26 protein-coding genes and 1 tRNA gene are annotated in these 26,697 nt (G+C 66.6%); 9 read left to right on the top strand and 18 right to left on the bottom strand.

Features of this window, described 5'->3' with window-relative positions; all coding sequences use genetic code 11:
• Positions 1–49 precede the first annotated feature (49 nt).
• From E8L99_RS23805 to E8L99_RS14105, 9 genes are all read right to left on the bottom strand, one after another.
• The gene (locus tag E8L99_RS23805) at positions 50–214 is read right to left on the bottom strand and encodes a hypothetical protein (protein ID WP_168201679.1); all 165 of its coding nucleotides are present in this window, start codon (positions 212–214) and stop codon (positions 50–52) included.
• A gap of 75 nt (positions 215–289) precedes the next feature.
• On the bottom strand, positions 290–574 hold the full coding sequence (locus tag E8L99_RS14070; RefSeq protein ID WP_137100131.1) for a hypothetical protein: 285 nt from the start codon (positions 572–574) through the stop codon (positions 290–292).
• 226 nt (positions 575–800) lie between these two features.
• Positions 801–875: transfer RNA gene (locus E8L99_RS14075), tRNA-Val, on the bottom strand.
• Positions 876–972: 97 nt separating this feature from the next.
• Positions 973–1,494, bottom strand: coding sequence for a DUF2867 domain-containing protein (locus E8L99_RS14080; RefSeq protein WP_137100132.1), 522 nt, complete (start codon positions 1,492–1,494; stop codon positions 973–975).
• Positions 1,495–1,642: 148 nt separating this feature from the next.
• Positions 1,643–2,017 (bottom strand): hypothetical protein, encoded by a 375-nt coding sequence (locus tag E8L99_RS14085; RefSeq protein ID WP_137100133.1) that lies wholly within the window; start codon positions 2,015–2,017, stop codon positions 1,643–1,645.
• A gap of 150 nt (positions 2,018–2,167) precedes the next feature.
• The gene (locus E8L99_RS14090; RefSeq protein WP_137100134.1) at positions 2,168–3,709 is read right to left on the bottom strand and encodes an acyl-CoA synthetase; all 1,542 of its coding nucleotides are present in this window, start codon (positions 3,707–3,709) and stop codon (positions 2,168–2,170) included.
• A 356-nt stretch (positions 3,710–4,065) separates the two neighbouring features.
• Positions 4,066–5,094 carry an amino acid ABC transporter substrate-binding protein gene (locus E8L99_RS14095; RefSeq protein WP_137100135.1) on the bottom strand — a complete coding sequence of 343 codons (1,029 nt, stop codon included), beginning with the start codon at positions 5,092–5,094 and terminating at the stop codon, positions 4,066–4,068.
• A 23-nt stretch (positions 5,095–5,117) separates the two neighbouring features.
• A complete protein-coding gene (locus E8L99_RS14100; RefSeq protein ID WP_137100136.1) occupies positions 5,118–6,449 on the bottom strand; it encodes an aspartate aminotransferase family protein in 1,332 nt (443 codons plus the stop codon).
• Positions 6,446–7,339, bottom strand: coding sequence for a MurR/RpiR family transcriptional regulator (locus tag E8L99_RS14105; protein WP_137100137.1), 894 nt, complete (start codon positions 7,337–7,339; stop codon positions 6,446–6,448). The genes E8L99_RS14100 and E8L99_RS14105 overlap by 4 nt, the downstream gene beginning before the upstream one ends.
• Before the next feature lie 488 nt (positions 7,340–7,827).
• On the opposite strand from E8L99_RS14105, the gene E8L99_RS14110 reads away from it, so the two are divergent.
• From E8L99_RS14110 to E8L99_RS14125, 4 genes are all read left to right on the top strand, one after another.
• Entirely contained in the window at positions 7,828–9,090 is a 1,263-nt protein-coding gene (locus tag E8L99_RS14110; RefSeq protein WP_168201680.1) for a DUF2865 domain-containing protein, read from the top strand.
• A 128-nt stretch (positions 9,091–9,218) separates the two neighbouring features.
• Positions 9,219–10,805: an FAD-dependent oxidoreductase gene (locus E8L99_RS14115; RefSeq protein ID WP_137102125.1), complete on the top strand. Its 1,587-nt coding sequence runs from the start codon at positions 9,219–9,221 to the stop codon at positions 10,803–10,805.
• 1 nt (position 10,806) lies between these two features.
• Positions 10,807–11,001 carry a DUF2783 domain-containing protein gene (locus tag E8L99_RS14120; RefSeq protein WP_137100139.1) on the top strand — a complete coding sequence of 65 codons (195 nt, stop codon included), beginning with the start codon at positions 10,807–10,809 and terminating at the stop codon, positions 10,999–11,001.
• 28 nt (positions 11,002–11,029) lie between these two features.
• A complete protein-coding gene (locus E8L99_RS14125; RefSeq protein WP_137100140.1) occupies positions 11,030–11,428 on the top strand; it encodes a VOC family protein in 399 nt (132 codons plus the stop codon).
• Positions 11,429–11,433: 5 nt separating this feature from the next.
• On the opposite strand, the gene E8L99_RS14130 is transcribed toward E8L99_RS14125, so the two are convergent.
• Together E8L99_RS14130 and E8L99_RS14135 are read right to left on the bottom strand one after the other, a co-directional pair.
• Entirely contained in the window at positions 11,434–12,159 is a 726-nt protein-coding gene (locus tag E8L99_RS14130; protein ID WP_137100141.1) for a hypothetical protein, read from the bottom strand.
• An 8-nt stretch (positions 12,160–12,167) separates the two neighbouring features.
• Positions 12,168–14,096 carry an ABCB family ABC transporter ATP-binding protein/permease gene (locus tag E8L99_RS14135; RefSeq protein WP_252511374.1) on the bottom strand — a complete coding sequence of 643 codons (1,929 nt, stop codon included), beginning with the start codon at positions 14,094–14,096 and terminating at the stop codon, positions 12,168–12,170.
• A 337-nt stretch (positions 14,097–14,433) separates the two neighbouring features.
• Between E8L99_RS14135 and E8L99_RS14140 the strand changes: the two genes are divergently transcribed.
• The 4 genes from E8L99_RS14140 (at position 14,434) to E8L99_RS14155 (ending at position 19,160) form a co-directional block, all read left to right on the top strand.
• Complete coding sequence (locus E8L99_RS14140; protein ID WP_210421767.1) at positions 14,434–15,045, top strand: LOG family protein; 612 nt, start codon at positions 14,434–14,436, stop codon at positions 15,043–15,045.
• Between the two features lie 77 nt (positions 15,046–15,122).
• Positions 15,123–16,169, top strand: coding sequence for an AraC family transcriptional regulator (locus E8L99_RS14145; RefSeq protein ID WP_137100142.1), 1,047 nt, complete (start codon positions 15,123–15,125; stop codon positions 16,167–16,169).
• Positions 16,170–16,324: 155 nt separating this feature from the next.
• A complete protein-coding gene (locus tag E8L99_RS14150; protein WP_137100143.1) occupies positions 16,325–17,728 on the top strand; it encodes a serine hydrolase domain-containing protein in 1,404 nt (467 codons plus the stop codon).
• 154 nt (positions 17,729–17,882) lie between these two features.
• Positions 17,883–19,160, top strand: a complete 1,278-nt coding sequence (locus E8L99_RS14155) for a hypothetical protein (protein WP_137100144.1) — start codon at positions 17,883–17,885, stop codon at positions 19,158–19,160.
• A 3-nt stretch (positions 19,161–19,163) separates the two neighbouring features.
• On the opposite strand, the gene cimA is transcribed toward E8L99_RS14155, so the two are convergent.
• The 7 genes from cimA to E8L99_RS14185 form a co-directional block, all read right to left on the bottom strand.
• Positions 19,164–20,765, bottom strand: coding sequence for a citramalate synthase (cimA, locus tag E8L99_RS14160; protein ID WP_137100145.1), 1,602 nt, complete (start codon positions 20,763–20,765; stop codon positions 19,164–19,166).
• Between the two features lie 10 nt (positions 20,766–20,775).
• Positions 20,776–20,919 carry a hypothetical protein gene (locus E8L99_RS23810; RefSeq protein WP_168201681.1) on the bottom strand — a complete coding sequence of 48 codons (144 nt, stop codon included), beginning with the start codon at positions 20,917–20,919 and terminating at the stop codon, positions 20,776–20,778.
• Positions 20,907–21,368: a GFA family protein gene (locus E8L99_RS14165; protein WP_137100146.1), complete on the bottom strand. Its 462-nt coding sequence runs from the start codon at positions 21,366–21,368 to the stop codon at positions 20,907–20,909. Before E8L99_RS14165 ends, E8L99_RS23810 begins: the two co-directional genes overlap by 13 nt.
• Positions 21,365–21,586, bottom strand: coding sequence for a hypothetical protein (locus E8L99_RS14170; protein WP_137100147.1), 222 nt, complete (start codon positions 21,584–21,586; stop codon positions 21,365–21,367). Before E8L99_RS14170 ends, E8L99_RS14165 begins: the two co-directional genes overlap by 4 nt.
• A complete protein-coding gene (gene cysS, locus E8L99_RS14175; RefSeq protein WP_137100148.1) occupies positions 21,583–22,968 on the bottom strand; it encodes a cysteine--tRNA ligase in 1,386 nt (461 codons plus the stop codon). The genes E8L99_RS14170 and cysS overlap by 4 nt, the downstream gene beginning before the upstream one ends.
• A 219-nt stretch (positions 22,969–23,187) precedes the next feature.
• Entirely contained in the window at positions 23,188–23,643 is a 456-nt protein-coding gene (locus E8L99_RS14180; RefSeq protein WP_137100149.1) for a hypothetical protein, read from the bottom strand.
• 112 nt (positions 23,644–23,755) lie between these two features.
• A complete protein-coding gene (locus tag E8L99_RS14185) occupies positions 23,756–24,265 on the bottom strand; it encodes a CreA family protein (protein ID WP_137100150.1) in 510 nt (169 codons plus the stop codon).
• Between the two features lie 175 nt (positions 24,266–24,440).
• On the opposite strand from E8L99_RS14185, the gene parC reads away from it, so the two are divergent.
• Positions 24,441–26,693, top strand: coding sequence for a DNA topoisomerase IV subunit A (gene parC / locus E8L99_RS14190; RefSeq protein ID WP_137100151.1), 2,253 nt, complete (start codon positions 24,441–24,443; stop codon positions 26,691–26,693).
• Positions 26,694–26,697 lie beyond the last annotated feature (4 nt).

Raw genomic sequence — 26,697 nt, forward strand, 5'->3', positions numbered from 1 at the left:
AACGCTGGTGGTCGGTCAGGAATCTGGATCGGTCAGGAGACGCTGCCGGTCAGGACTTGCGTTCGTTCTCGTGCTTGCTGCCGGGCTTCGGCGACGCGCCGGGATCCTTCGATCCCTGCTGGCCGGACTGCTGGCCACCCTGGTCCTGCTGCGGGCTCTTCGAACCCATATTGTCCTTGTTGGACTTCTGATTGTCCTGGCTCTGCTTGTTCATTGCCGTTTCCTCGCTCTGTGGCCCCAGCCATGGGAGTGAAACGGTCAATCCGGGTCGTGGTTCCGTCCGCCCGGCTTAAGACGGAACAAGCTCTCGGCTGCGGGCGGTCACGCGCGGTTGGCGTCCGCGGCTGGGAGCGCTCACCGGCACCCGGGCCCCCTCGACGTCGATCTCGTCGAGCACGAAGCTGTCGTCGTCGCAGATCCTGACCAGCCAGCCCTCGACATCGGCCCAGCGTTCGGGGGCCGCTTCCGCCATGGCAAGTGCATGGTCGCGCGCCGCCTCCAAAGAGGCAAAGGCCCGGCGTTCGCTGAACTCCAGGGCCGGGCCGTCCATCACGTCGAAAATGAAGGTCTGCATCAAGGTCCTCCGCATCGGAACGTGGGGAACACCGCACCCGAAGGTTTGGATCCAGACGCACCGCATGCGCGAACGGACGCTACTTCAACTCAGGCGATCGGTGACAGCGGATTCGCGACCTTGGGTGGGTCGATCTCTGCGGCTGGCTAACGAGGAGTTGAGGGGAAGGGCAAAAGGCGCGGGATCCGGTTCAACCGCAGGCAACGAGACCGCAATCGGGGGTAGATGGTGGGCGCGACAGGGATTGAACCTGTGACCCCTCCCGTGTGAAGGGAGTGCTCTCCCGCTGAGCTACGCGCCCGTCGCTGACGCGATCGGAGGCCGCGTTCCTAGCGGCTTGCGCCTGCCAGTGTCAAGAATGGGCTTCGGCGCGCGAGCGCTTTTTGCCATGGGCGGCATCACAGGCGCCCGGCCGCCCGCGCGCGGCGGACCAGCAGCCGCAGGCCCCACCGGTGAAACGGGATGATGGCGGCGAGATAGAGGCGGCCGAACCGGTTGTGCGTCCGGCAAAGAGTTGAGACGACGAGGTCCTGTTCCGTCGCGCGGTCGATTGTCATCAGTGACAGCCGGAAATCCATGTGCCGGTTGTCGCGGCCGGCGACGAGTTCTTGATCATCCAGCCAAAAGAGCGGCCAGCCGCCGATCGAGCCGCCCTGACCGGGATTGGCCCCCGCCGTCACGCTCAGGATGTCGGATGGCCGTGAGCTGGCAAGCCCGAAAGCTGAGCCGATGGCGTGCCGGGCGATCAGCACCATCTTCATCCACCAGGGCCGATGGCCGAAGATGGCGACGAAGAGCGCGGCCGGAGGCCGGCCCGGTTGCGACAGCCGGACGGAGAAGGTGTCGCGAAAGTCGGCATGCGCCAGCATGGCCTGATCGAGGGCGGTCCCGGCGGGCAGGTCGCAGGCCATGATCGGCATCGGATCCTCGGGGCGCGAAGGATCCGATTATGCCGGAGCAACGGCGCCGAGCCACGCGCTACAGCGTCGCTGCGCGATCGTCCATACGCCCGACATGAATGCGCCGGCGCGTGTGAGGCGCCGGCGCGGATCAGGTCAGCCGGTCGGGTCAGCGCAGCAGGCGCGTCTCGCGGCCGGTATAGGGATCGACATAGATGTCGCGCGACTGCGACGGGCGATAAACGCGCCTCGGTTCGACATAGCGCTCCTCGCGATAGACCGGCTCGCTCGGATAGACGTAGACCGGGGCGGGCCGGTAATAGCGCGGGCCGTCGTCGTAATAATAGGCCGGCTCGTCATAGCGGCGCTGGGCCGCGACGGCGGCGCCGAGCCCCAGAATGCCGATGCCCACGCCTGCTGCGATCGCCGCGCCATTGTTGTGGCGATGGCGGCGATATTGCGCCTCGGCGGGGGGCGCGAGGACGGCGATGGATGCCGCGGCGACGAGCGCCGCGACGACGGATGTCACGGTACGGTTTGTCATGGTGGTTCCTCGGTGGTGCGCACGCTGCCGGCGAGATCGCCTGGAGCCGTTTCCGGCCGCATGGAACAGCGTGCCCATGTGGAATGAACGGGCGAGCGGCCCATTGGTTCCATCAGGAGCCGAGGTCTGTGGCGCGCGGTGGCGGCCGCCTCACGCGATCCGGCTGGTGTGGCCGGCCCAGTAGCGGTCGCGCAGCAGGCGCTTGTAGAGCTTTCCGGTCGGATGGCGCGGCAGTTCGGCCTCGAAGTCGATCGAGCGCGGGCATTTGATCGGTGAGAGCTGCTGGCGGCAGAAGGCCATCAGCCGGGCAGCCAGTTCCGGGCCGGCGGCTGCGAGATTGCGCGGCTGCACCACAGCCTTCACCTCCTCGCCGAATTCCTCGCTCGGCACGCCGAACACCGCGACATCCAGCACGTCGGGGTGCTCGATCAGCACGTTCTCGGCCTCCTGCGGATAGATGTTCACCCCGCCGGAAATGATCATGAAGGCGCGGCGGTCGGTGAGATAGAGGAAGCCGTCGGCATCGACATAGCCGATGTCGCCGAGGGTCGCCCAGCCATTGGGCATCACCGAGGAAGCGGTCTTGGCCTTGTCATTGTGATATTCGAACGGCCGCCCCTCGGCGAAATAGATCGCGCCCACATCGCCGGTCGGCACCAGTTCGCCCTCGTCGTCGACGATGCGCAGCTTGCCGGCAAGTGCCTTGCCGACCGTGCCGCGATGCTCAAGCCATTCCTGGCTGTTGCAGAATGTCAGGCCGCAACCCTCGGTGCCGGCGTAATATTCCGAGATGATCGGCCCCCACCATTCGATCATCCGCTCCTTGACGGGGATGGGGCAGGGGGCGGCGGCATGGAACGCGACCTCAAGCGAGCTCATGTCGTAGCGCTGACGCGCGTCCTCCGGCAGTTTCAGGATGCGCACGAACATCGTCGGCACCACCTGGGTGTGGGTGATCCGGTGCTTCGGGATGAGCCTGAGGAACTGCTCTGCGTCGAAATCCTCCATCACCACGCAGGTGCCGCCAAAGCGCTGCACCATCATGCAGAAGCGTAAGGGCGCGGCATGATAGAGCGGCGCGGGCGACAGGTAGGTCATGTCGGCCGAGAACGACAGCGCGCCGCACACCACCATCATGAACGGGTTCGGGGTCTCGATCGGCACCGGCTCCAGCGGGTTCTTGATGCCCTTGGGGCGGCCGGTCGTGCCGGAGGAATAGAGCATGTCGAGGCCCGAGGCCTCGTCGGCAATGCGGCTGGCGGGCATGGCGAGCGCCGCCTCCTCCAGGCTCCGGTAGCCGGGAATCGTGCCGCCGGTCATGAACCAGTCGCGGACATCCGGGCAGAGCGCCGGCAACTGAGCGGCGGTCTCGGCCAGCGCGCGCGAGCCGATCACCAGCTTTGCCCCGCAATCGCCGATGATGAAGGCGGCTTCGCCCGGCGTCAGCCGCGTGCTCATGGCGGTGTAATAGAGGCCGGAGCGCTGCGCAGCCCAGCAGATCTCGAAGAAACGCGGGTTGTTGTCGAGCATCAGGGCGATGTGGTCGCCGGTCCTCAGGCCCTGCGCCCGGAAGAACTGCGCGATGCGGTTCGATCGGTCCTCCAGCTGGCCATAGGTGACGATCTCGCCCGAGCCGGCCATCACATAGGCCGGCTTGTTGGGATCGGCGGCGGCATGGATGAAGGGATGCATGGGCTGACGTCCTCCCCTGTGGCCAGGCTCTCTTGCTGGAGCTCAGGCCATTTCAGAGCGTGAACCGCTCTTTCATTGCGGGGAAGAAAAGCACAGGGGGCGGCGGCCCTCAAGCGGGGCGGTCAGGGCCGAAGGGGGGAGGGGCGGTGGCGGGGCAGGGGCCCCTCACCCTAACCCTCTCCCCGCAGGCGGGGAGAGGGAACGCCTCGGCTCAAGGGCCGGGGGTGGCTCTTGTCTTCGGTGGCCGTGGGTCCGTATGGCGCCGCCAGGCGCGCTCGTATCCCCTCTCCCCGCCTGCGGGGAGAGGGCAAGGGTGAGGGGCTTCCTTCGCTGGTCAGAAGCCCATCAGTTCCCGATCAGCGGATCGGATAGGGATATTGCAGGCCGCCGCGCGTTCCCAGCTGGTTCAGTCCGCGCGGCAGGCCGAGCCGCGATCCCGCACCGACATTGCGGTCGAAGCTTTCGCCGTAATTGCCGACATGGCGGATGATCCGGTAGGCCCAGTCATTCGACAGACCCATGGTTTCGCCGAACTTCGAATCCACGCCCAGCAACCGGCGGATTTCCGGATTGGTGGATGCCAGCATCTCCTTCGCGTTGGCCTGGGTCACGCCCATGTCCTCGGCATTCAGCATGGCATTGTGGGTCCAGCGGACGATGGCGACGAAATTCTCGTCACCACGGCGCACCGCCGGTCCGAGCGGCTCGCGCGAGATCAGTTCCGGCAGGATGATGTAGTCGTTGGGATTGGCGAATTTCAGCCGTTCCGCCGCCAGGCCCGACGAATCCGTGGTGAAACTGTCGCAGCGGCCGCTCTCGAAGGCCTTCACGCCCTCATCGTTGGTTTTGAAGCTGACCACCTCGTAGCGCATGTTGTTGGCGCGGAAATAGTCGGCGAGGTTGAGCTCGGTCGTCGTGCCCTGGGTCACGCAGATGGACGCGCCCGACAGGCCCTTGACGCTGGTGACGTTCAGCGACTTGCGGACCATGAAGCCCTGGCCGTCGAAATAGTTGATGGTCGGCCAGGCCATGCCCATGCCGGTGTCGCGGCTCATCGTATAGGTGGCGTTGCGGGCGAGCATGTCGACATCGCCGGTCTGCACCACGATGAAGCGCGTCTGCGCCGTGGTCTGGACGAAGCGGATCTTGGTCGGATCGTCGAAGATCGCGGCGGCGACGGCGCGGCAGAGGTCGATATCGAGCCCCTTCCACTCGCCGCCATCGGCCTGGAAGCCGAAGCCCGGCAGGCCCGTATGGATGCCGCAGGTCAGGAACCCGCGCTGCTTGATGCGCTCCAGCACATTGGGCATCGGGGCCTGGGCCTGGGCGGCACCTGAGGCGAGCGCCGATAGCCCGAGGGCCGCGGCGAGAACAAGACGTTTCATGAGATGGATCTCCTCTGGAAAGATCAGGACAGGCCGGAAATGGCCGCGTCGACGGCTTCTGCGAGCCGTTCGACAATCAGGTCGATGGTCTGTTCATCGACGATGAAGGGGGGCGCCAGCAGCACATGGTCGCCGGACGTGCCGTCCACCGTGCCGCCGGATGGATAGACCATCAGGCCGCGCGCCATGGCCTCGGCCTTGATGCGGGCATGCAGCTTGAACTTCGGATCGAACGGCGTCTTGGCGCCGCGATCGGCGACGATCTCGATCGACTGGAACAGGCCGCGTCCCCGGATATCGCCGACATGGTGGTGATTGCCGAAGCGCTCGTTGAGCCGGCGGGTCAGATAGGCGCCCTGGGCCTTCACGTTGGCCAGCAGATTGTCGCGCTTGATCACCTTCTGCACGGCAAGCGCCGCCGCCATGGCCAGCGGATGGCCGAGATAGGTATGGCCATGCATGAAATTGCCCGAGCCCTTGGCGAAGGCGTCATAGACGTGGTTGGCGAGCAGCACCGCGCCGATCGGCGCGAAGCCGCCGCCGAGTCCCTTGGCCACCGTCATGATATCGGGCGAGATGCCCTCCTGCTCGCAGGCATGGAGCGTGCCGGTGCGCCCCATGCCGCACATGACCTCGTCGAGGATCAGGAGAATGCCGTGGCGGGTGCAGATCTCGCGCACCTTGGTGAAATAGCCGGGCACCGGCGTGATCGTGCCGGCGGTGGCGCCGCCCACCGTCTCGGCGACGAAGGCGATGATCGTGTCCGGCCCAAGTGTCTGGATCTCGGCTTCCAGTTCATCGGCGAGCCTGGCGCCATAGGCCTCCGGCGTCTCGTCGGCGCGCTTGCCGCGATACTCGAAGCTCGGCGAAACGTGATGGACGTCGATCAGCAGTGGTCCGAAGGCCTTGCGCCTGGCCATGCTGCCGCCCAGCGCCAGCGCTCCCAGCGTGTTGCCATGATAGCTCTGCAGCCGCGCGATGAACTTCGTCCGCTGCGGCTGGCCGCGCTCGACATGATATTGCCGCGCCATCTTCATGGCGGCCTCGATCGCCTCCGAGCCGCCGGAGACGAAATAGACATGGCCGATGCCGGGAGGCGCATCGGCGATCAGGGTCTCGGCCAGTTCCTCGGCCACCTTGGTGGTGAAGAAGCTCGTATGGGCATAGGCGAGCTTGTCGAGCTGGGCATGCATGGCGGCCAGCACATCGGGGTGGGAATGGCCGAGGCAGGAGACCGCCGCGCCGCCGGAGGCATCGATATACTCCTTGCCATTGGCGTCACGGATCACCATGCCCTGGCCGCTCTCCGCCACGGGATAGTCGTGGGCGATGGTACGATGCAGAACCTTGGTCATGCGGATCTCCGTCGGGCGGCATTGGGCTTGAGAAACGTGTCGAAGGCGGCAAGCTGCGCTTCGCCGTCGGCAATTGCCGCCAGCGCCTTGTCACCGCGCGCCGCGGTGATCAGGGCGGCCAGGCACTCGATGGCCGCGAAGGCCGGGGTCATCGTGTGGAAGAAGGATGGCGTCTCGGTGCGCACCAGCACGAGATGCCCGGCCAGCGCCGCGATCGGTGCATGCAGGCTGTCGGTGATGGCAAGGATCGTCGCGCCGCGGGCGCGGGCAAATTCGGCGGCCTGCAATGTCTGGCGCGTGTAGGGATCGACGGTGACCACCACCAGCACGTCGCCCGGACCCGCCTCGCGCAGCGCGTCGATGCCACGCCCGCCGGCCATGTCGACCAGCGTCGAAGGCTCGCCGATCAGCGCGTGGATATAGTCGAGCATGTAGGCGGCCGGGAAACTGGAGCGCAGCCCCAGGCAGAACACCCGCCGCGCCCCAACCAGCAGGGTTGCCGCCTGTGTCAGCCGCGCGACCGAATCCGGTTCCGACAACGCCCTCAGATGGTCGCCAAGCGCCGCGAACAGGTCCTGCGCCAGCGCCGCCTCGCCCTGGTCGTCGCGGCGGACGATCAATTCGGCGGCGCGCCCCCGGAAACTCTCGGGCCGCTCGCGCAAGGACGCCGCAAACACCTGCCTGATCGCCTCGTAGCCCTCGAAGCCGAGGCGCTGGGCAAGCCTTGTCAGCGTGGCAGGCGCAAGGCCCGCGCGCTTGGCCTGCTCGCGGGTGGTCAGAAGCGCGACATCGGCGGGATGATCGAGCATCCAGCGCGCTGCCTCCTGCAATTGCGGAGAGAGCGCGTCGAAGGTCTCGTTCAGCCGGGAGAGAACCGTCGCCTGTTCCATGGGCGCGAGCCTAGCAGGAAACGGGCCGGATGAAACAGGTGTTTCATGTCATCCGAAATGATCCGTATGGATCATCGTGAGAGTCTGGCGATCTGGCGATCAGCCGCTTTGCAGCAATGGCGGCGACGGCGTCGGCCGGCCGAGAACCGCAGCGAAGACGACTTCGTGATCGACCATAGGCCCTTCCGGCAAATCCGATCGATGCGGGGTTGCAAGGCGGCGAAGCGCTTCATCTGGTCGCATATGATGCTCAAGCCCATGAAAATGTCGCATTTTTTACCGCCTGTTCACCATGACAGGGCTTGATGTTCGCGCTAGGTGAATCCGCCCGTCGTCATGGGCGGCGCGTGGCATTCCGGGGAAGCATGGTGGCGGCTGAGGCAAGGATATCGAGGCCGGCTGGCGGTCTGATCGCGGCAATCGCCGCGGTCGTGGCCCTCGCATGGCCAGGCCTCGCCGTCGCGCAATCAGCGGTCTGCCAACAGATCATGGCGCAGATTGCCCGCCTCGATGCCTCGGGCGCGAGCCGTGGGCCCGCCAATCCCCGCTTCGCGGCGCTCGCCAATCGCCAGCGCGCCGAAATCGCCAGCGCCAGCCAGCAATATCAGGCGAGCGGCTGCGGTGGCTTCTTCCAGCCCGGCCAATGTTCGGGCCTTCAGGCGCGGATCGGCCAGATGCGGGCCAATCTTGCCCAACTCGAGGCGCAGGCGCGCGGTTCGGGCGGCCAGTCGGTCGAACGCAACCGCCTGCTGCAGACGCTAGCCGTCAACAATTGCCGCCGTGGCCCGCCGCCGCCCGATACCCGACAGGCGGCCCCGCCGCAGCCGCAGCGCCCGACCGGCCTGTTCGGCAACCTGTTCGGGGGCGACGCCACGCCCGAGCGCGAGATCTACCGTCAGGCCCGCACCCCGGATTCCGGTCCGCAGACCGCCTATCGGGTCGACCCGCAACAGGGCCGCCAGCCCAATTTCATCGAGCAATTGTTCGGCGGCGGTCAGCGCAACGATCCCCGTGACCAGCCGGGCGATCCGAACCAGCAGGCAGGGCTGCCAGCCCTCGGCGAGGAAGGCGAACGTCCCCGCGGCGTCGGCTATCGCGCGGTCTGCGTCAGACTGTGCGACGGCGCCTTCTTCCCGATGACCTCGGCGGCCCGGCCGGGCGCCGGCCTCGGCGACCAGGACATGTGCCAGATGCAGTGCCCGGGCACCGAAGTGGCGCTGTTCCGCATGCGCGACGACCGGATCGAGAATGCCGTCTCGTCCACCGGCCGCACCTATTCGTCGCTGCCCAATGCGCTGCGCTTCCGCCAGCGCTTCGATGCCACCTGCACCTGCCGCCCGCGCGACGGGTCCTGGGCCGCCGCCTTCTCCAACCGCCAGGACCCGACCCTGCGCTCCGGCGACCAGGTGGTCTCCGCAGACCAGGCCCGGCTTCTGTCGCTGCCGAGTTCGCAGCGCGAGCAGGTGCGAGAGCAGATCGCCATCGAGGAGCGCGCCCGCCGCGATGCCGAGCGTCAGGCGCGGGCCGACCGGCTGCGTGGCCGCGACGGTGGTTCGGGACAGGTGATCGGGCTCGACGGCCAGCCACGTCAGGCCCCGCCGCCCGAGCCCGTCGAGATGCGTCCGGCAACCGAGCCCCAGCCGGAGCCGGCAAGCTCTGCTCAGGCCGGTACGGCGGAACCACGCACCATCCGTCATGTCGGCCCGGTTCTCGCGCCCCGCATCGACCAGCCGGTGACGCCCGGCGACTGACCCGCCATCTCCGTCGCTCGGCCAGTGGACCAATCACCGGTCGCCGTGCATCACTTGCCCCATTCGTTGCGCTTGCAACCATCGGGGAGCCCATGAACCTGCCCAGCCTGGACCAGCCGAACCCGGACATGCGGAACGCGCCGCGGTTCCAGTTCGCTTATCGGCGTTCGCCCGACCAGGATGCACCGGCGCGCCATCCCGTGGTCATCGTCGGGGCAGGGCCGGTGGGCCTGAGTGCCGCCATCGATCTCGCGCAGGCCGGCATCAAGGTGGTGCTCCTCGACGATGCCGACCGCATCGGTGAGGGCAGCCGCGCCATCTGCTTTTCCAAGCGCACGCTGGAAATCTTCGATCGGCTGGGCGTCGGCGAGGCGCTGGTGGAAAAGGGCGTCACCTGGCAGCGCGGCCGCGTGTTCCGGGGCGAGAGCGAGGTCTATGACTTCGACCTTCTTCCCGAGGGCGGCCACAAGATGCCGGCCTTCATCAACATCCAGCAATTCTATGTCGAGGCGGCGCTGGTCGAACGTGCGCGGCAGATGCCGGACCTCATCGACATCCGCTGGAAGAACCGGGTGACTGGTCTCCGCAACGAGGTCGATGGCGCCACACTCACGATCGACACGCCCGATGGTCCCTACGATCTCGCCGCCGACTGGCTGATCGCCTGCGATGGCGCGCGCTCACCCCTTCGCGCGATGCTGGGGCTCGATTTCGCCGGCGAGGTGTTCGATGACCGCTTTCTGATCGCCGACGTCAAGATGACGGCGGCCTTCCCGACCGAGCGCTGGTTCTGGTTCCAGCCCCCCTTCCACTCAGGCCAGTCGGCGCTGCTGCACAAGCAGCCGGATGATGTCTGGCGCATCGACTTGCAGCTTGGCCGCGACGCCGATGCCGAGCGCGAGCGCCAGCCGAGCCAGGTGATCCCGCGCATCGAGCGCATGCTCGGCCATAGCAATTTCACGCTGGAATGGGTCTCGGTCTATCGCTTCCAGTGCCTGCGGCTGGCGCGCTTCGTCCACGGCCGGGTGATCTTCGCGGGCGATGCCGCCCACCAGGTCTCGCCCTTCGGCGCCCGGGGCGCCAATTCCGGCGTGCAGGATGCCGAGAATCTCGCCTGGAAACTGGCGCTGATCGTGACAGGCGAGGCGGAGCCCGAGCTCCTCGACAGCTACGATGCCGAACGTGGTGCGGCGGCGGACGAGAACATCATGAACTCCACCCGCTCGACCGATTTCATCGCCCCGCCAAGCCCCGGCGAGCGGCATCTGCGCGATGCGGTGCTGGCGCTCGCCGCCGAGACCGCCTTCGCCAAGCGCTTCGTCAATTCGGGCCGCCTGTCGCTGCCGTCCACCTATGACACGGTGCTCTCGACGCCGGACGATGGCGAATGGGCGGGCACGGCACGGCTCGGCGCGCCCTTGCCAGACGTGCCTCTGGCGCTGTCCGATGGTCGCAAGGGCTATCTTTCGGAAGTCGTGGGCGGCGGCTTCATCGTGCTGACCGTCGGCAGACCGGGCACGGCAACTCTCCCGGACGCGCGCCTGCTGGTGATCGGCGAGGACCTGATCGACGCCGACGGCCTGTTCGCGGCCCGCTTCGACATCAGGCCTGGATCGACCTATCTGATCCGGCCGGACGGCCATCTCGCCGCGCGCTGGCGCGGTTTCGACGCAGCGGCGATTTCTGCTGCCATCCGTCGCGCCAAGGGGACCTGACATGGCCGCGCTCGACACCTCCGCCCGCTTCGCCGACCCCGATGGCGCCTATCGCATTGTGGTCGAGGCGGTCCGTCCACTGGACGAGGCCGCGAGCGCCGCCTTCATGGCGAGGCTTGTCCTCATCCTTGCCAACCAGATCGGCGATGCCAGCGTGCTGGCCGAGGCCGTCGATCTCGCGCGGCGCACCGGCTAGGCTTGTCGCCTTCCAGCAGGGATTCGCCATGTACAGCCACGTTACCGCCGGCACCAATGATCTCGATCGCGCCCGCATCTTCTACGATGCGGTGCTCGGCGCCATCGGGCTGAAGCGGCACTGGAACTATCCGCAATCCTCCGGCTATGCGCCGGCCAGCGAGCAACGCCCGCAATTCTGGATCATGCGGCCGTTCGACGAGAGCCCGGCGCGCGCCGGCAATGGCATCATGCCGGGCTTCCTGGCCCCGGACCGCGGCGCCGTCGACCGCTTCTTCCAGGAGGCGCTGCGCCATGGCGGGCGGGACGAGGGGCCGCCGGGCCTGCGCCCGCACTATCACCCGCATTATTACGGCGCCTATGTCCGTGATCCCGACGGCAACAAGCTCTGCGCCTGCTGCCACACGCCCTATCCGGGCGACCTGTAGGGCCTCTAGTGCGGTCCCGCCAGCCAGGCGTGCACGCCCTTCCAGGGACGGTCGATCACCGATCCATGGGCTGGCCGCTCGTCGCGGGGCCGCGTCAGCGTGTGGACATCGAGCAGTGGCAGGGGCGGACCCGAATAGTTCTCGCTGATCAAGAGGCCGGAGCGGGGTCCGCGCACCAGAACCGCATCGGAGGGCGCGAGTGAGATCGCACTCTCGCCGGGCGAGCGCTCGCGTCCCAGCAGGTGGCGCTCCTCGAAGGCAACGACGCCGCCATTGTCGGCATGGACCATGTAGAGAAGCGGCATCTTCTCCGCCTCCTGGAAGCCGATGGCCTCCACAAAGCGCCAGCTCTCCTCGACCACTTCACGGGCCTCGATATCGTCGTCGAGCGCGCGACGGAGCATCGACACCCGCGTGCGTCGTGCCGCAACCCGGATCGCGCCGAGCCCGCCCCAGGCGGTGAGCCAGAGGCCGGCGGCGGTGAACCAGACGCGCTCGCTGCCGAACGACATGCCGGTTGCGAATTGCAGGAGCCAGGCGATCAGGAGCGCCAGCGGGCCGACCACCAGCAGGGTGGCGAAGCCATAGCTGAGCCCTGAGGCCACTTCCGCCAGATCGCCATTGGTGTCGTGATGCAGTTCGCCGCGTGCGTCCTCCAGCACGCGCGTCTCCTGCCGGTCCGCGGGCCGGCGGTAGGACAGGGACAGGGGCCGGTCGCGCGTTTCGACCATCGGGACGCTCACTCCGCCGCCGCTTTCGGCGTCACGCCAGATGCCGAGGGTGCACCCGGGACCGCGACGCTGTCGACCCCTTCCTGCGCCCGGGCGGGGACACCGCGCGCAAGACCGGCGATCTTTTCTTCCGCCTCCGCCGCTTCGCGCTGACGGTTCCAGAGGCCGGCATAGAGACCACCCATGGCAAGGAGGTGGTCATGCGTACCGCGTTCGGCAACCTTGCCGTCCTCCAGAACGATGATTTCATCGGCATCGACGATGGTGGAGAGCCGGTGCGCGATGACGATGGCCGTGCGGTCGCGCCGGATGCGGTCGAGCGCGCCCTGGATCTCACGCTCGGTATGGCTGTCGAGCGCCGAGGTCGCCTCGTCGAGCACCAGGATCGGCGGTGATTTCAGGATCGCGCGGGCGATCGCCACGCGCTGCTTCTCGCCGCCCGAGAGCTTCAGGCCGCGTTCACCGACCTCCGTCTCGTAGCCCTCGGGGCTGCGGGCGATGAAATCGTGGATCTGGGCAAGGCCCGCCGCATGTTCCACTTCCGTGTTGCTGGCATCCCAGCGCCCGTAGCGGATGTTGTAGCGGATCGTGTCGTTGAACAGCACGGTGTCCTGCGGGACCATGCCGATGGCGTGGCGCAGCGAGGCCTGCGTCACCTCGCGGATGTCCTGGCCATCGACCAGGATGCGGCCGCCGGACACTTCGTAGAAGCGGAACAGCAGGCGCGAGATGGTCGACTTGCCGGCGCCTGACGGGCCGACGATCGCCACCGTCTTGCCGGCCGGCACGTCGAACGACACGCCTTTCAGGATCGGCCGGGCTGGATCATAGGCGAAGGTCACGTCCTCGAAGCGGATCGACCCGCCGGAGACCTTCAGCGCCGGTGCGCCGGGCCTGTCCTCGATCTCGGGATTGCGGCCGAGAATGCCGAACATCGCCTCGATGTCTGTGACTGCCTGTTTGATCTCGCGATAGACCATGCCCATGAAATTCAGCGGCTGGTAGAGCTGGATCATCATGGTGTTGATCATGACGAAATCGCCGACCGTGTTGCGGCCGGCGGAAATGTCGATGGCGCACATCACCATGCAGGCGGTCATGCCGAGCGTGAAGATCGCGGCCTGGCCGGCATTGAGCACGGCCAGCGACGTGTAGGCCTTGGTCGAGGCCTGCTCGTATTTCGCCATGGAGACGTCGTAGCGGGCGCGCTCGCGCTCTTCGGCCGAGAAATACTTCACCGTCTCGTAGTTGAGCAGCGAGTCGATGGCCTTGACGTTGGCGTTGTTGTCGCTGTCGTTCATGTCGCGGCGGATGCCGATGCGCCACTCGGTCGCCGCATAGGTGAACCAGAGATAGCCGGCGACGGTCGCCAGGATCGCCACCACATAGCGCCAGTCGAACATCCACAAGAGCACGCCGATGATCATCAGGAGCTCGAGGATGGTCGGGGCCAACTGCAGCACCAGCATGCGCACGATGGTCTCGATGCCACTGCGCCCGCGCTCCAGCACCCGCGTCAGGCCGCCGGTCTTGCGCTCCAGGTGGAAGCGCAGCGACAGGCGGTGCATGTGCTCGAAGGTGATGAGGGCGAGCTTGCGCACCGCATGCATCGACACCTTGGCGAACAGGCCGTCGCGCAACTGAGTGACGAAGGCCATCAGGATGCGCGCGATGCCATAGCTCACCGTCAGCGCCACCGGCGCGGCGATCAGCCAGGCCCACCAGGACGCCGCTTCCACCCTGGGCAAGGCAAGCGCATCGGTCGCCCATTTGAAGGTGAACGGCACCACCATGGTGATCGCCTTGGCGATGACCAGCATGACGGTGGCCCAGACCACCCGCATCTTCAGGTCGGCCCGGTCTCCCGGCCAGATATAGGGCCAAAGATGAACGATGGTGCGCGTCAGCGCGCCGCCCTCGGCCGAGACGGCGGGCAGGGCAGCGGCTTTCGGAGCGCTCTGGGGCGCGGCGGCAGGAGCGGAAGACAAGGCGATGCGGTCCTTGGGATTGGGGCGAGCCCCCGTGGCGTCCGGAGGTCATGGTTGTCGTGAGGTGGCAGCGCGCAAGCACAACGACTCTGCCGCGCACCGCCAGGTTGGAATGGATATAAGCATGCGGGCGCCGGATTGCAGAGGGCAGCCCGCATGGCAGCCGTCTTTGTCCCCGCGCAATGGCAGGCGTGCTGACCGCGCCGCGCTTCACCGCTATGGTGGGCGGACTGATTCAACATCGTTTGCGGTGGGCCGCGGTGCCCGCCGGCATCTGGAGGGCAGAATGGCCACCATCCGCTCCATCTGTGTCTATTGCGGATCCGGCGCCGGGCACGCGCCCATTCATGTCGCAGCGGCCAAGGAACTGGGCACGGCCATGGCGAAGGCCGGGCTGCGGCTGATCTATGGCGGCGGCGGCACCGGCCTGATGGGCGCGGTCGCCCAGGCCGTCATCGATGGCGGCGGACAGGTGACCGGCATCATCCCGGACTTCCTCAAGCGCAAGGAAATGGCGCTGTCGGACGTGCAGGAGATGATCAACGTACCCGACATGCATGTGCGCAAGATGGAGATGTTCCACCGCGCCGACGCCTTCGTGGCGCTGCCGGGCGGCATCGGCACGCTGGAGGAACTGGTCGAGCAGTTGACCTGGGCGCAACTCGGCCGTCACCGCAAGCCGGTGGTGATCGCCAATGTCGGCGGCTTCTGGGACCCCTTGCGCGTGCTGCTCACCCACATGCGCGAGGAAGGCTTCATCCGCCCCGAACTGTCGGTGAAATATGCCGTGGTCGACCATGTCGCCGACATCATCCCGACCCTGCAGAAGGCGGTGGCCGACCTGCCGGACGACGCCCTGACGCAGGAACAGGAGCCGGTGCTGATAGGCAAGATGTGAGGCGCGGTGGGCCATTGGCGGGGGCTGGTGCCTGTGCCTAATCTGCGCCTTTGCCTGTCCCGGATCTGCTCCTGCCGATGATCGCCTCCGCCGACCTTGCCCTGCGTGCCGGAACGGCCATGCTCCTGGTCGTCATGGCGGTGTTGCTGCTGCGCGACGTCGGCCGCAGCCAGGCTGGCCGGATCGCTGCGGCCTTTGCTCTCGGATCGGCCGCCTATGCCCTGTCCTCGGCGGCCGGCTTTTTCGCCGAGCGCGAGGCCTGGCGCTCTCTCCTTTTGGCGCTGGCCACGGCGAACACCGTGACCTTCTGGCTCTTCGCTCGCGCGCTGTTCGACGATGGCTTCACGCTGAAGCCCTGGCATGGGCTGGCCTGGCTCGCGTTCTTCGCCGCCAGCCTCTGGCTCTGCAATGCGCCGGGTGCGCCGCCCGGGCTCGGCCTGGCGCTGGGTCTTGCGGCGCTTGCGGTCAATCTTGCAGCCCTCGGCGCCTCGCTTGGCTCGTGGCAGACCGATCTGGTCGAACGTCGCCGGCGGCTCCGCGTGGTGGTTCTGGTCGCCGGCGCCCTCCACGGCGCGGCCTATGCCGCAACCGGCCTGCTTGTGCCAGTCGGGGGCGTGTCGCCGGAAGCCAGTCTGGCGCATGCCGCCTCGCTCGCCCTCATCGTCGCGGTGGCGGCCTGGTCATTCCTGTCGACGGCCGCCGGCGATCTCTTCCCCGTCGCGGCCTCCACGGACGTGCCTGCGGCAGTCGGAGCGCCGTCATCCGATCCCGCCGACGGGCTGCTTGCCGCAGCCCTGTCGCGCCTGATGACGGAGGAGCGCGCCTATCGTCAGGAGGGCCTGACCATCGGCATGCTCGCCAACCGTCTCCATGTGCCGGAATATCGGCTGCGCCGGCTGATCAACGGCCGGCTCGGCTACCGGAACTTCAGCGCCTACCTGAATGGCTACCGGATCGCCGAGGCGCAGGCGGCGCTTGCCGATCCCAAGCAGGCTGAGGTGCCGATCACCACCATCGCGCTCGATGCCGGTTTCCAGTCGCTCGGACCGTTCAACCGCGCCTTCAAGACCGAGACGGGCGTGACGCCGAGCGAATATCGCCGCGCGGCCATCATCGCCGCCTGACCGCAAGCCTCTGACGAAACAAGCGAAGTCCGAAATCGGCGGCCCGCTGCAAGGATCCGGCCTGATCGATTTCGACATTCGGCGCGCGCGTCACCTGCCCGTCCGGCTTCCTCAAGCTCCGGCCTCATCCGAGGCGTTGCGAGGAGTTATCCCCCATGTCCAGACGTCGATGGATCATTGCAGGCGCGGCCACTGGTCTGATCAGTCTCGGGGCGGTCGCGGCCGCCCGCGCCAGCGATGCGCCCCGGCTTGTGACCGGTTTCGTCGCCCATACCCTGTGCTCGGCCACCTTCGTGTCGGACTTGTCTCCCGACCTGACGTTCAATCAGACGGTCGAGGGCCTGCCGGGCGTCAGCCTGATCCGCTGGATGATCGGCTATTCCGTCGACCGCGCGCGCCGGCAGGTGACCGCAACCGTGCTCGGTGGCGTCGAAAGCCGCGCGATCTTCCGCGACGGCCTCGGCTGCATGCTCGATCATGGCGGCCCGGTTGATGCGGCTCTCCCGCCCGCCAGGCCGTTCGGCGCGCCGCTTCTGGCATCGATCGCCGGGCCGGGGCTGGTCGCACCGCAGACGTCCGCTCTCGCCACCGCCCTGTCGCGCGCCTTTGCCGAGCCGGATGGCCCACCCTTCAGGAACACACGCGCCGTGGTGGTGCTGCATCGCGGACGCATCATTGCCGAGCGCTATGCCGCTGGCATCAGTCTGGACACAAGGCTGCAGGGCTGGTCCGCGACCAAATCGGTGATCAATGCGCTGGTCGGTATTCTCGTCCGTCAGGGACGGCTGTCAGTCGCCGGGCCGTTGCCGATCGCAGCCTGGCGCCAGCCCGGCGATCCGCGCGGCGCGATCACCCTCGACCACCTCATGCGCCATACCAGCGGTCTCGCCATGGGCCAGTCGCTGCAATCCTCGCTCGCCAGCGCCACCGCGCCGGTCAACCGGATGAAGTTCCTGGCGCACGACATGGCGGCCGTCGCCATGGCAGCGCCGCTCGAATTCTCCCCCGGCACCGGCTGGACCTACCACGACGGCAACACGATCCTGACCGGCCGGCTGATCCGCGATGCGGTCGGCGGCCATGCCGCCGATGTCGCGGCCTTTGCCCGGCGCGAACTGTTCGAGCCGCTCGGCATGGCCTCCGCCCTGATCGAATTCGACGGGACAGGCACGCCCGAAGGCTCCAGCCAGATGTTCGCCACTGCCCGCGACTGGGCGCGGTTCGGCCAGCTGTTCCTTGCCAATGGCATGGCCGGCGGCCGCCGCATCCTGCCCGAGGGCTGGACCGATTATTCGTCGCGGCCGACGCCGGCCGGATGGGTCGGCTATGGCGCCGGCTTCTGGACCAATCGCGGCGACAGCTATGGCGCGCGCCACCGGCGCGAGGTGCTGGGCCTGCCAGCCGATGCCTTCCAGGCCACCGGCACCTTCGGCCAATATGTCGTGATCATTCCCTCGCGCGATCTGGTCGTGGTGCGTCTCGGGCTCTCCGCCGCCAATGGCGACATGGAGGGGCTAGCACGGCTGATCCGGGATGTCGTGGGTGCGGTGGCGCCGTGAGGGGGTGGGCGCGGCGTCAGCAGATCAAGACAGGCGCCGGCTGACCGGCAAGCGCGGAGCCGGTTGCGAGGAGCTTCGTAGTAGACCTAGGGTTGTGTAAATGCAGCAAAGCTCTGTATGGTTGCGTCCTTGACGGTCTTCACCGGGGATGCCGATGCACTTGCTGTTCGAAGCCTTGCCCTACCTGTCGATCGTCCTCCTGAGCGCGATCCTGCCGATCGGCATCTTCATCGCGCGGAGCAATATCCGCGCGAGCCGCTACGAGATCATCAGTGATCTCGAGCGCCTGTTCCGTTTCGCCAAGGACGATGGCGGTGATCCGCTCATCCTGCCGTCCTTCGAACTGGTGAAATACAAGTACCAGCCGCCGGAGAGCCGTGAGGCGCCGAGCGATGCGCAGCGGGCGACCTTCTACTTCGTGCCGGTACTGACCTTCATCCTTCTCTCGGCATCGGGGTTCTGCCTTGCCTTCCTGAAGCTGGAGAGCTTCAGGGACGTGGCGCTGAACGCCTTCGCGATCGGCTCAAAGGTCCTGGGCGGAGAACCTTGCGTAGCCGACATGGATCGCGGGCTTCTGGTCGTGCTGACCTATGCCTTTCTCGGCTCCTATGTGTGGTGCATGCAGTTCCTGGTGCGGCGGGTCGCCAATTTCGATCTGTCGCCGATCTCTTTCTTTCGCTGCACGCTGCATTTGCTGTTCGCGTCCTTCGTCTCCGCAACGCTCTATCACAGCGGCCTGCTGACCCTCACGGGCCAGGGCCTCGCCATAGGGCTCGCCTTCGTCATCGGCATGTTCCCGACACTCGGCCTGCATGTCGTGTTGGCCAAGTTTCCCTGGCTGTCGCTGAAGCGGATCTCGCCCGACACCACAGCGCTCCAGGAGGAATATCCACTCGACATGATCCTGGGGATCGACTCGTTCATGAAATTCCGTCTGGGCGAATTCGAGATCGAGGACGTCCAGAACCTCGCGACGATCAATCCGATCCAGATCTTCGTGGAGACGCCCTACGGCCTCTACGAAGTTATCGATTGGGTCGCGCAGGCGCAGTTGATCCTGGCCGTGGGCTCGGCCAAGACGCGCCGTCTCCGCGAGCTGAACCTGCGGACCATCTTCGATCTGGAAAGGGGCCTCGGCAGCCCGGTACTCAAGGACCGCATCCGGGCCATACTCGATCCATCGAGCGCGGATGCGCGTTCGCAGGACAATGGGCCGAGCGGGAAAGCGGCCCGCAACCTGACGGCCGCCAAGCCTGGCAGCACGGAATCGCAGCTCGATCTCAATGATTTCACCGATGCGCTGGTCAGCATGATCCGCGACGATCTGCACGTGAAGCGGCTACGCCAGATCTGGGACGTGATTGCCTGGCGCATCGATGGGCGGCCGGACGAGTTGAAGCACCCGGAGGGCGCGGAGCCCGCCGCGACGTGAACCTCACACGCCCACCCCCTCCTTCACCAGCTTGTAGGTGATCGAATCCGTCAGCGCCTGGAAGCTCGCATCGATGATGTTGGCCGACACGCCGACCGTGGTCCATGTGTCGCCCGTCGCATCCTTGCTCTCGATCAGTACACGGGTGACCGCGCCCGTGCCGCCGTTCAGAATACGCACGCGGAAGTCGACGAGTTCGAGATCCTCGATATAGCGCTGGTATTGGCCGAGATCCTTGCGCAGCGCCGCGTCCAGGGCGTTCACCGGGCCATTGCCCTCGGCCGCCGAGATCATCACCTCGGAGCCGACCTTCACCTTCACGGTGGCCTCCGAGAAGGTGACGAGATCGCCCACCGCATTGTAGCGGCGCTCGACATTGACCTTGAATCGCTCCACCTCGAAGAAGGCCGGCACCTCACCCATCACCCGCTTGGCGAGCAGGAAGAACGAGGCGTCCGCGCCCTCATAGGCATAGCCGAGGCTCTCGCGATCCTTCACCTCGTCGAGGATGCGGGCGACGCGGGGATCGTCCTTCGCGATGGTGAGACCGACGCGCTCCAGCTCGTAGATGATGTTCGACTTGCCGGCCTGTTCGGACACCAGCACGTGGCGGCGGTTGCCCACCGTCTCCGGCGGCACGTGCTCGTAGGTCTCCGGCTCCTTCAGCACGGCGGAGGCGTGGATGCCGGCTTTGGTCGCAAAGGCCGAGGCGCCGACGTAAGGCGCGTGCCGGTTCGGCGAGCGATTGAGCAACTCGTCGAGCTTGCGCGAGGCCTTGGTGAGCTGGCCGAGCTTCTCCTTCGTCACGCCGATGGCGAAGCGGTCGGCATAGGCGGACTTGAGCAGCAGGGTGGGGATCAGGGACGTCAGATTGGCATTGCCGCAGCGCTCGCCAAGGCCGTTCAGCGTGCCCTGGATCTGGCGGGCGCCCGCGCGCACGGCGGCAAGCGACACGGCCACCGCCTGTTCGGTGTCATTGTGCGCGTGGATGCCGAGATGGTCGCCCGGAACGGTCGATGAGACCGTGCGGACGATCGCCTCGATCTCCTCGGGCAGCGTGCCGCCATTGGTGTCGCACAGCACCACCCAGCGTGCGCCGGCCTCATAGGCATTGCGCGCGCAGGACAGCGCATAGTCGGGATTGGCCTTGTAGCCGTCGAAGAAGTGCTCGCAATCGACCAGCACCTCGAAGCCGCGGGCCTTCGCGGCGGCAACGGAATCCCGGATGCCCTCGAGATTCTCCTCCAGCGTGCAGCCGAGTGCGACATGGACGTGATAGTCCCAGGCCTTGGCGACGAAACAGATGGCCTTGGCCTTGGCGTCGAGCAGCGCCGCGACGCCGGGATCGTTCGCCGCCGAGCGGCCCGCCCGCTTGGTCATGCCGAAGGCGGTGAACGTCGCCTTCAGGCGCCGGTCCTCGCCGAACAGGGCGGTGTCGGTCGCATTCGCGCCGGGATAGCCGCCCTCGACATAGTCGATGCCGAGATCGTCCAGAATCCCCGCGATCTTCACCTTGTCCTCCAGCGTGAAGTCGACGCCAGTGGTCTGCGCACCGTCGCGCAGCGTCGTGTCGAAGAGATAGAGGCGTTCGGTCGAGGCGGTCATGTCACTGTCTCTAGATCAGGCCCTTCCACCGCAGGACGCCGAGCGTCAGCGCGATGAGAACCAGGAATTTCAAGGCCACCCAGAAGGCGATGCGTTTGAGCGCCCGGGCCGTGTCGTCATTGGCGTTGGGCCGGTCGTCGCTCACGGCGGCCAATGGTCGGTGTCGTGGTCGGGATGCTGTTTCGACACGATGCTGTTGAAATAGGCGGCGAACTTGACCTTCTCCTCCTCGGAGAAGCTCGGCAGGCTGGCGAGCTGGTCGAACCACGGCATGCGCGTCTCGGTATTGACCTGGATGACCGGCGGAATGGCCTCCGGATGGTCGAAGGCGCCAAGCGCCATTTCGTGATGGCCGGGTGCTGGATTGTAGTTCAACGGCGTGCCGCAACTGGCACAGAAGCCGCGCCGCGCCAGGTTGGAACTCTGGAAATATTTCGGCTTGCCGCGTGTCCAGGTGAGCCCATTGGCGGTGACGAAGGCGCCGAAATAGCTGCCGAAGGCCTTCTGGCACATGCGGCAATGGCAGATCGACGGGCGACCCAGGCTCTCGCAGGCAAAGCGCACGGCGCCGCACTGGCAGCCGCCGGTGAGGGATGTTGTCATGGCTTGCGCTCGTTGCAATTGGGTTCGGAGAGCGGGCACAGGCGGAAGCCACTCATAGATCGATTGACCGAATCCTGAGCTTCAGTGCGCATCCGCTCTTGGGTCGCCTGGTCGTTGCGGGCCTGACGGCGGGTCTCGAGGCGCCAGGCCACCACCGTGCCGAAGCCGACGATCACGATGGCTGCCACCCACCAACTGTTCTTCAGCTTCTCCATCATCGCGCCACCTCCCAGGTTGTCATCGGTTCACCGGTTGCCGGATCCTTGCCGTCCTTGAGCGCGATGCCCATGGCGGCGAGCTCGTCGCGGATGCGGTCGCTTTCGGCGAAATCCTTCGCCTTGCGGGCCGCGAGCCGGGCGGCGATCAGGTCGTCGATGCGATCGGTATCCTTCATGTCGGCCTCCTGGTCGGAGGCCGCCGACAATTCGCCCGCACGCGCCGCGTCAAAGCCCATGAGCGCGAGGGCGCCCTTGAGGCCTGCGAGGTCGCCGCGCTTGTCGAGCCCGTGCAGTTCGGCAATCGCCTTCGGCGTGTTGAGGTCGTCCGACAGGGCCTCGATGAGGCCTGCGGGAGGGGCCCCGGCCTCGACCGTTTCGGTCGCGCGATACCAGCCCTGCAGCGTCTTCCAGCTTTCCTCCATGGCGCGCACCGTCCAGTCGATCGGCTGGCGGTAATGCGTCTTCATCATGGTCAGGCGCAGCACCTCGCCCGGCCAGGCCTTGCCCTGCCAGCCGTCGAGCAGCTCCTGGATGGTGACGAAATTGCCCAGGCTCTTGGACATTTTCTCGCCCTCTACCTGCAGGAAGCCGTTGTGCATCCAGACATTGGCCATCACGTGCGTGCCGAAGGCGCAGGTCGTCTGCGCCACCTCGTTCTCGTGGTGGGGGAAGACGAGGTCGATGCCGCCGCCATGGATGTCGAAGACCTCGCCGAGGTGCTTCCAGCTCATCGCCGAGCATTCAATATGCCAGCCGGGACGGCCTGGCTGCGCAATGCCGCAGGGGCTCGGCCAGCCGGGCTCATGGGCCTCGACCGACGGCTTCCACAGCACGAAATCCATCTCCGAGCGCTTGTAGGGCGCCACATCGACGCGGGCGCCGGCGATCATGTCGTCGAGCGGCCGTTTCGACAGCCCGCCATAACTGGGCATGGACGGCACTGAGAACAGCACATGGTCCTCGGCGACATAGGCATGGCCGGCCGCGACCAGCTTCTCGCAGAGCGCCTTCATCTCCTCGATATGGTCGGTGGCGCGCGGCTCGACCGTGGGACGCAGGTTGCCCAGGGCGTCGATCGCCGCGTGGAAACGCGCGGCGGTCCCCTCGGTCAGCTGCTTGATCGTGATGCCGCGCTCATAGGCGCGCTTGTTGATCTTGTCGTCGAGGTCCGTGATGTTGCGGGCATAGGTCACCGCGCCCTCGCCATAGGTGTGGCGGAGCAGGCGGAACAGCAGGTCGAACATGATGACCGGCCGCGCATTGCCGATATGGGCATCGTCATAGACGGTCGGGCCGCAAACATACATGCGGACATTCGTGTCATCGATCGGGACGAACACGTCCTTCGACCGGGTCAGGGTGTTGTAGAGCTTCAGGGCCATACCCGCCTCGCCAAACCTTCAGTGCCGCATGCACGTGCCCACGGCGAAGCCGCCGCTGGCCTGTCAGTGTCTTTTGCGCTTTTGAAGTGACTTGGCAAAGAACGGCGACCGGCCAGCGATGACGCTTAGCCGCAAATAATCCCGCAAATGATCGCGAAACCGTTCATGACCGCCAGATAGCGCAGAAGCGCCGCTTTTCGTCAAGCTTGATCCGGAGCGTCAACCCTCGACCGAACAGGCGACCCCGCCGGTGACGCGGCGCGTGCGGAACTCGCCGTCAACGACCTCGCCAATGCTCAGCGTGTAGCGGCCGCGCCAGGTCGGAGCCTCCGCCCGGCCACGTACCTCGACGGTGAGGTCGACCGTGCCGTGCGGCTCGCCCTCACGCTCGAAATGGACATGCATCTTCAGGTCGCGCGCATCGAACCAGCTCTGGGTGAGGTGGCTTGCTGCCAGCGTGATCTTGCGGAAATCAGCCGCGACGGCCGGACCCCGCACCTCGATCTCGCCGGCGAACTGGTAGAGCGCACCACCGGTCGACCGGCCGACCGGGCTGCCGATGGAGAATTTTGCTCCGCGATCGTCGGCGGTGCAGGAGACGCCGCCCGAGGCGAGGGCAGGGGATGCCAATGAAAGGCAGGCGAACAGGGCGGGGGCGAGAAGGCGCGGCGTCATGGGGGCTCCGGTCAGGCAGCAAGGCTCAGTCCTGTGATGCCCGCCCAGTCTTTCAGCCCGTTGGCATGGCGCCGGCCTCCGCTGAAACGCAGGAAACGATCCCGCCGCAACCCTACTGGATGAACTGCTCGCACCGCTGGATCTCGGCGCCGGCGCCCCACGGCATGATCGGGACGGTGGAGGTCGAGTTCTGCGGCGAGCCGTCGATCAGCTTGTCGGAATAGATCATGTAGACCAGCACGTTGCGCCGCGCGTCGCAGCCGCGCACGATCTGCACGCGCTTGAAGAAGAACGACCGGCCCTCGCGGAATACCACGTCGCCTTGGGCCGAGCGGTTGCGGAAGCTGATCGGCCCGATCTGCCGGCAGGCGAGTGACACCTCCGACAATTGTTCGGCAAAGCCGAATGTGCCGGCCCAGCCGCCCTTTTCCGGCACCGTGAAATGGCAGGCCACACCCTGCACGTCGGGATCGTCGATGCCATAGGTCGCCAGCCGGTCATTGGGCGAGAGCAGCCGGAACACGGTGGAGCGGCGGAAGATCAGCTCCGGCGACTGGGCGAGAGCGGGTGCCGCGGGAAGCGCAAGCGCCAGGGCGAGGAGGGCAGCGGCGAGACGGGACATCCTGATCTCCGGGAGGCGATGGGAAACGGCTGGGGACTTGTAGCAAGCCTGACGTCTGCGAGCACGGCCTGATCCGTCCACAGGCCCCTTAACGCTTGCGTTCCCCGCTTGTTCACGCCACCTCGCCCGCCTATCCAAGGGGCATGATCCGACATCCGATTCGCGAGGCTCACCGATGGGCGAGCGCATAAATCCTCCCGGCGGCGGCAGCGGCGACGGCATCGAGCCGATCAACCTGCGCGAGGCGCTGGAAGAGCGTTATCTCGCCTATGCGCTCTCCACCATCATGGGCCGCGCACTGCCCGATGCCCGCGACGGCCTGAAGCCGGTCCACCGGCGCATCCTGCACGCCATGCGGCTCCTGAAGCTCGACCCGGGCACCGCGTTCAAGAAATGCGCCCGTATCGTCGGCGACGTCATCGGTAAGTTCCACCCGCACGGCGACCAGTCGGTCTATGACGCGCTGGTGCGCCTCGCCCAGGACTTCTCGCAGCGCTACCCCCTCGTCGACGGGCAGGGCAATTTCGGCAATATCGACGGCGATAACGCCGCCGCCTACCGATACACCGAAGCGCGCATGACCGAGGTCGCGCGCCTCCTGCTCGACGGCATCGACGAGGATTCCGTCGATTTCCGCAAGACCTACAACGAGGAGGACGAGGAGCCGGTGGTGCTCCCCGGCGCCTTCCCCAATCTTCTGGCCAATGGCAGCCAGGGCATCGCGGTCGGCATGGCGACCTCGATCCCGCCGCACAATGCCGCCGAGATCTGCGACGCCGCGCTGCACATCATTGCCAATCCCGACTGCACGACGCGCGACCTCGTCGCCCATGTGCCGGGCCCTGATTTCCCGACCGGCGGCATCATCGTCGAGGGCCAGGCTTCCATCCTGGAGGCCTATGAGACCGGTCGCGGCGCATTCCGCACCCGCGCCCGCTGGATCCAGGAGGATACCGGCCGCGGCACCTACCAGATCATCGTCACCGAGATCCCCTATGGCGTGACCAAGGGCCGGCTGATCGAGAAGATCGCCGAACTGATCATCGAGAAGAAGCTGCCGCTGGTCGCCGATGTCCGCGACGAGAGCACCGAGGACATCCGCCTGGTCTTCGAGCCGAAATCGCGCAATGTCGACGGCGCGCTGTTGATGGAGAGCCTGTTCAAGCTGACCGAGCTTGAGAGCCGCATCCCGCTCAACATGAACGTGCTGCTCAAGGGCAAGATCCCCAAGGTCGTCGGCCTCAAGGAAGTGCTGCGCGAATGGCTCGACCATCGCCGCGAGGTGCTGGTGCGCCGCTCCTCGCACCGCCTGTCCGTCATCGACAAGCGGCTGGAGGTGCTGGCCGGCCTCATCATCGCCTATCTCAATATCGACGAGGTCATCCACATCATCCGCACCGCGGATGTGCCCAAGCAGGCGTTGATCGCCCGTTTCGAACTGACCGACGTGCAGGCCGAAGCCATCCTCAACATGCGGCTGCGGTCGCTGGCCAAGCTCGAGGAAATGGAGCTTCGCAAGGAGCATGGCGAATTGTCGAAGGAGAAGGAGGGCATCGAGAAGCTGTTGGCGTCCGAAGCGCTGCAGTGGAAGACGGTCTCCTGGGAAATCGGCAATGTGAAGAAGCAGTTCTCCAAGGAGACGCCGCTCGGCAAGCGCCGCACCACCTTTGCCGAGGCGACCGAGGTCGATGTCGACGCCTTCGCCGAGGCGCTGGTGGAGCGCGAGCCGATCACCGTGGTCGTCTCCGAAAAGGGCTGGATCCGCGCACTGAAGGGCCATGTGCAGGACCTCTCGGCCCTGACCTTCAAGACCGATGACCGGCTGAAGGTGTCGTTCTTCGCCGAGACCACGTCGAAGCTGCTGGTCTTTGCCACCAACGGCAAGGTGTTCACGCTGGAAGGCTCCAAGCTGCCCGGCGGCCGCGGCGCCGGCGAACCCATGCGCCTCATGTTCGACCTCGAACAGGAACACGACATCGTCGACGTCGTGCAGTTCAAGGGCGGCCGCAAGGCGCTGGTCGCCTCCCGCGAGGGCAAGGGCTTCGTGGTGGCCGAGGACGAACTGGTCGCCAACACCCGCAAGGGCAAGGGCGTGATGGGCGTGGATCAGCCCGATGAGCTCGCCTGCGTGCGCTTCGTCGAGGGCGACCATGTCGCCGTCGTCGGCGAGAACCGCAAGCTCGTCGTGTTCCCGCTCAACCAGGTGCCCGAGATGAGCCGCGGCAAGGGCGTGCGGTTGCAGAAGTACAAGGGCGGCGGCCTCGCCGACGTGAAGACCTTCAAGCTCGCCGATGGCCTCACCTGGAAGGATTCCTCCGACCGCACCTGGACCGTCTCCGAGAAGGACCTGATCGAATGGCTCGGCAACCGCGCCGACGCCGGCAAGCTGCCGCCGAAGGGGTTCCCGAAGAACAACAAGTTCGGGTGAGACC

The organism is Phreatobacter aquaticus (genome assembly GCF_005160265.1).
GTDB lineage: Bacteria > Pseudomonadota > Alphaproteobacteria > Rhizobiales > Phreatobacteraceae > Phreatobacter > Phreatobacter aquaticus.

What these genes read in the sequence shown, in the direction of transcription:
- cysS (WP_137100148.1), bottom strand. Translation starts at nt 22,968, where the DNA reads ATGGCCCTGAAGCTCTACAACACCCTGACCCGGTCGAAGGACGTGTTC.
- cimA (WP_137100145.1), bottom strand. Translation starts at nt 20,765, where the DNA reads ATGACCGCCTCGACCGAACGCCTCTATCTCTTCGACACGACGCTGCGC.
- parC (WP_137100151.1), top strand. Translation starts at nt 24,441, where the DNA reads ATGGGCGAGCGCATAAATCCTCCCGGCGGCGGCAGCGGCGACGGCATC.
- E8L99_RS14170 (WP_137100147.1), bottom strand. Translation starts at nt 21,586, where the DNA reads ATGATGGAGAAGCTGAAGAACAGTTGGTGGGTGGCAGCCATCGTGATC.
- E8L99_RS14120 (WP_137100139.1), top strand. Translation starts at nt 10,807, where the DNA reads ATGGCCGCGCTCGACACCTCCGCCCGCTTCGCCGACCCCGATGGCGCC.
- E8L99_RS14125 (WP_137100140.1), top strand. Translation starts at nt 11,030, where the DNA reads ATGTACAGCCACGTTACCGCCGGCACCAATGATCTCGATCGCGCCCGC.
- E8L99_RS14105 (WP_137100137.1), bottom strand. Translation starts at nt 7,339, where the DNA reads ATGGAACAGGCGACGGTTCTCTCCCGGCTGAACGAGACCTTCGACGCG.
- E8L99_RS14090 (WP_137100134.1), bottom strand. Translation starts at nt 3,709, where the DNA reads ATGCATCCCTTCATCCATGCCGCCGCCGATCCCAACAAGCCGGCCTAT.
- E8L99_RS14140 (WP_210421767.1), top strand. Translation starts at nt 14,434, where the DNA reads ATGGCCACCATCCGCTCCATCTGTGTCTATTGCGGATCCGGCGCCGGG.
- E8L99_RS14100 (WP_137100136.1), bottom strand. Translation starts at nt 6,449, where the DNA reads ATGACCAAGGTTCTGCATCGTACCATCGCCCACGACTATCCCGTGGCG.
- E8L99_RS14070 (WP_137100131.1), bottom strand. Translation starts at nt 574, where the DNA reads ATGCAGACCTTCATTTTCGACGTGATGGACGGCCCGGCCCTGGAGTTC.
- E8L99_RS23805 (WP_168201679.1), bottom strand. Translation starts at nt 214, where the DNA reads ATGAACAAGCAGAGCCAGGACAATCAGAAGTCCAACAAGGACAATATG.
- E8L99_RS14185 (WP_137100150.1), bottom strand. Translation starts at nt 24,265, where the DNA reads ATGTCCCGTCTCGCCGCTGCCCTCCTCGCCCTGGCGCTTGCGCTTCCC.
- E8L99_RS14095 (WP_137100135.1), bottom strand. Translation starts at nt 5,094, where the DNA reads ATGAAACGTCTTGTTCTCGCCGCGGCCCTCGGGCTATCGGCGCTCGCC.
- E8L99_RS14080 (WP_137100132.1), bottom strand. Translation starts at nt 1,494, where the DNA reads ATGCCGATCATGGCCTGCGACCTGCCCGCCGGGACCGCCCTCGATCAG.
- E8L99_RS14085 (WP_137100133.1), bottom strand. Translation starts at nt 2,017, where the DNA reads ATGACAAACCGTACCGTGACATCCGTCGTCGCGGCGCTCGTCGCCGCG.
- E8L99_RS14110 (WP_168201680.1), top strand. Translation starts at nt 7,828, where the DNA reads ATGGCGCAGATTGCCCGCCTCGATGCCTCGGGCGCGAGCCGTGGGCCC.
- E8L99_RS14145 (WP_137100142.1), top strand. Translation starts at nt 15,123, where the DNA reads ATGATCGCCTCCGCCGACCTTGCCCTGCGTGCCGGAACGGCCATGCTC.
- E8L99_RS14115 (WP_137102125.1), top strand. Translation starts at nt 9,219, where the DNA reads ATGCGGAACGCGCCGCGGTTCCAGTTCGCTTATCGGCGTTCGCCCGAC.
- E8L99_RS14150 (WP_137100143.1), top strand. Translation starts at nt 16,325, where the DNA reads ATGTCCAGACGTCGATGGATCATTGCAGGCGCGGCCACTGGTCTGATC.
- E8L99_RS14130 (WP_137100141.1), bottom strand. Translation starts at nt 12,159, where the DNA reads ATGGTCGAAACGCGCGACCGGCCCCTGTCCCTGTCCTACCGCCGGCCC.
- E8L99_RS14155 (WP_137100144.1), top strand. Translation starts at nt 17,883, where the DNA reads ATGCACTTGCTGTTCGAAGCCTTGCCCTACCTGTCGATCGTCCTCCTG.
- E8L99_RS14180 (WP_137100149.1), bottom strand. Translation starts at nt 23,643, where the DNA reads ATGACGCCGCGCCTTCTCGCCCCCGCCCTGTTCGCCTGCCTTTCATTG.
- E8L99_RS14165 (WP_137100146.1), bottom strand. Translation starts at nt 21,368, where the DNA reads ATGACAACATCCCTCACCGGCGGCTGCCAGTGCGGCGCCGTGCGCTTT.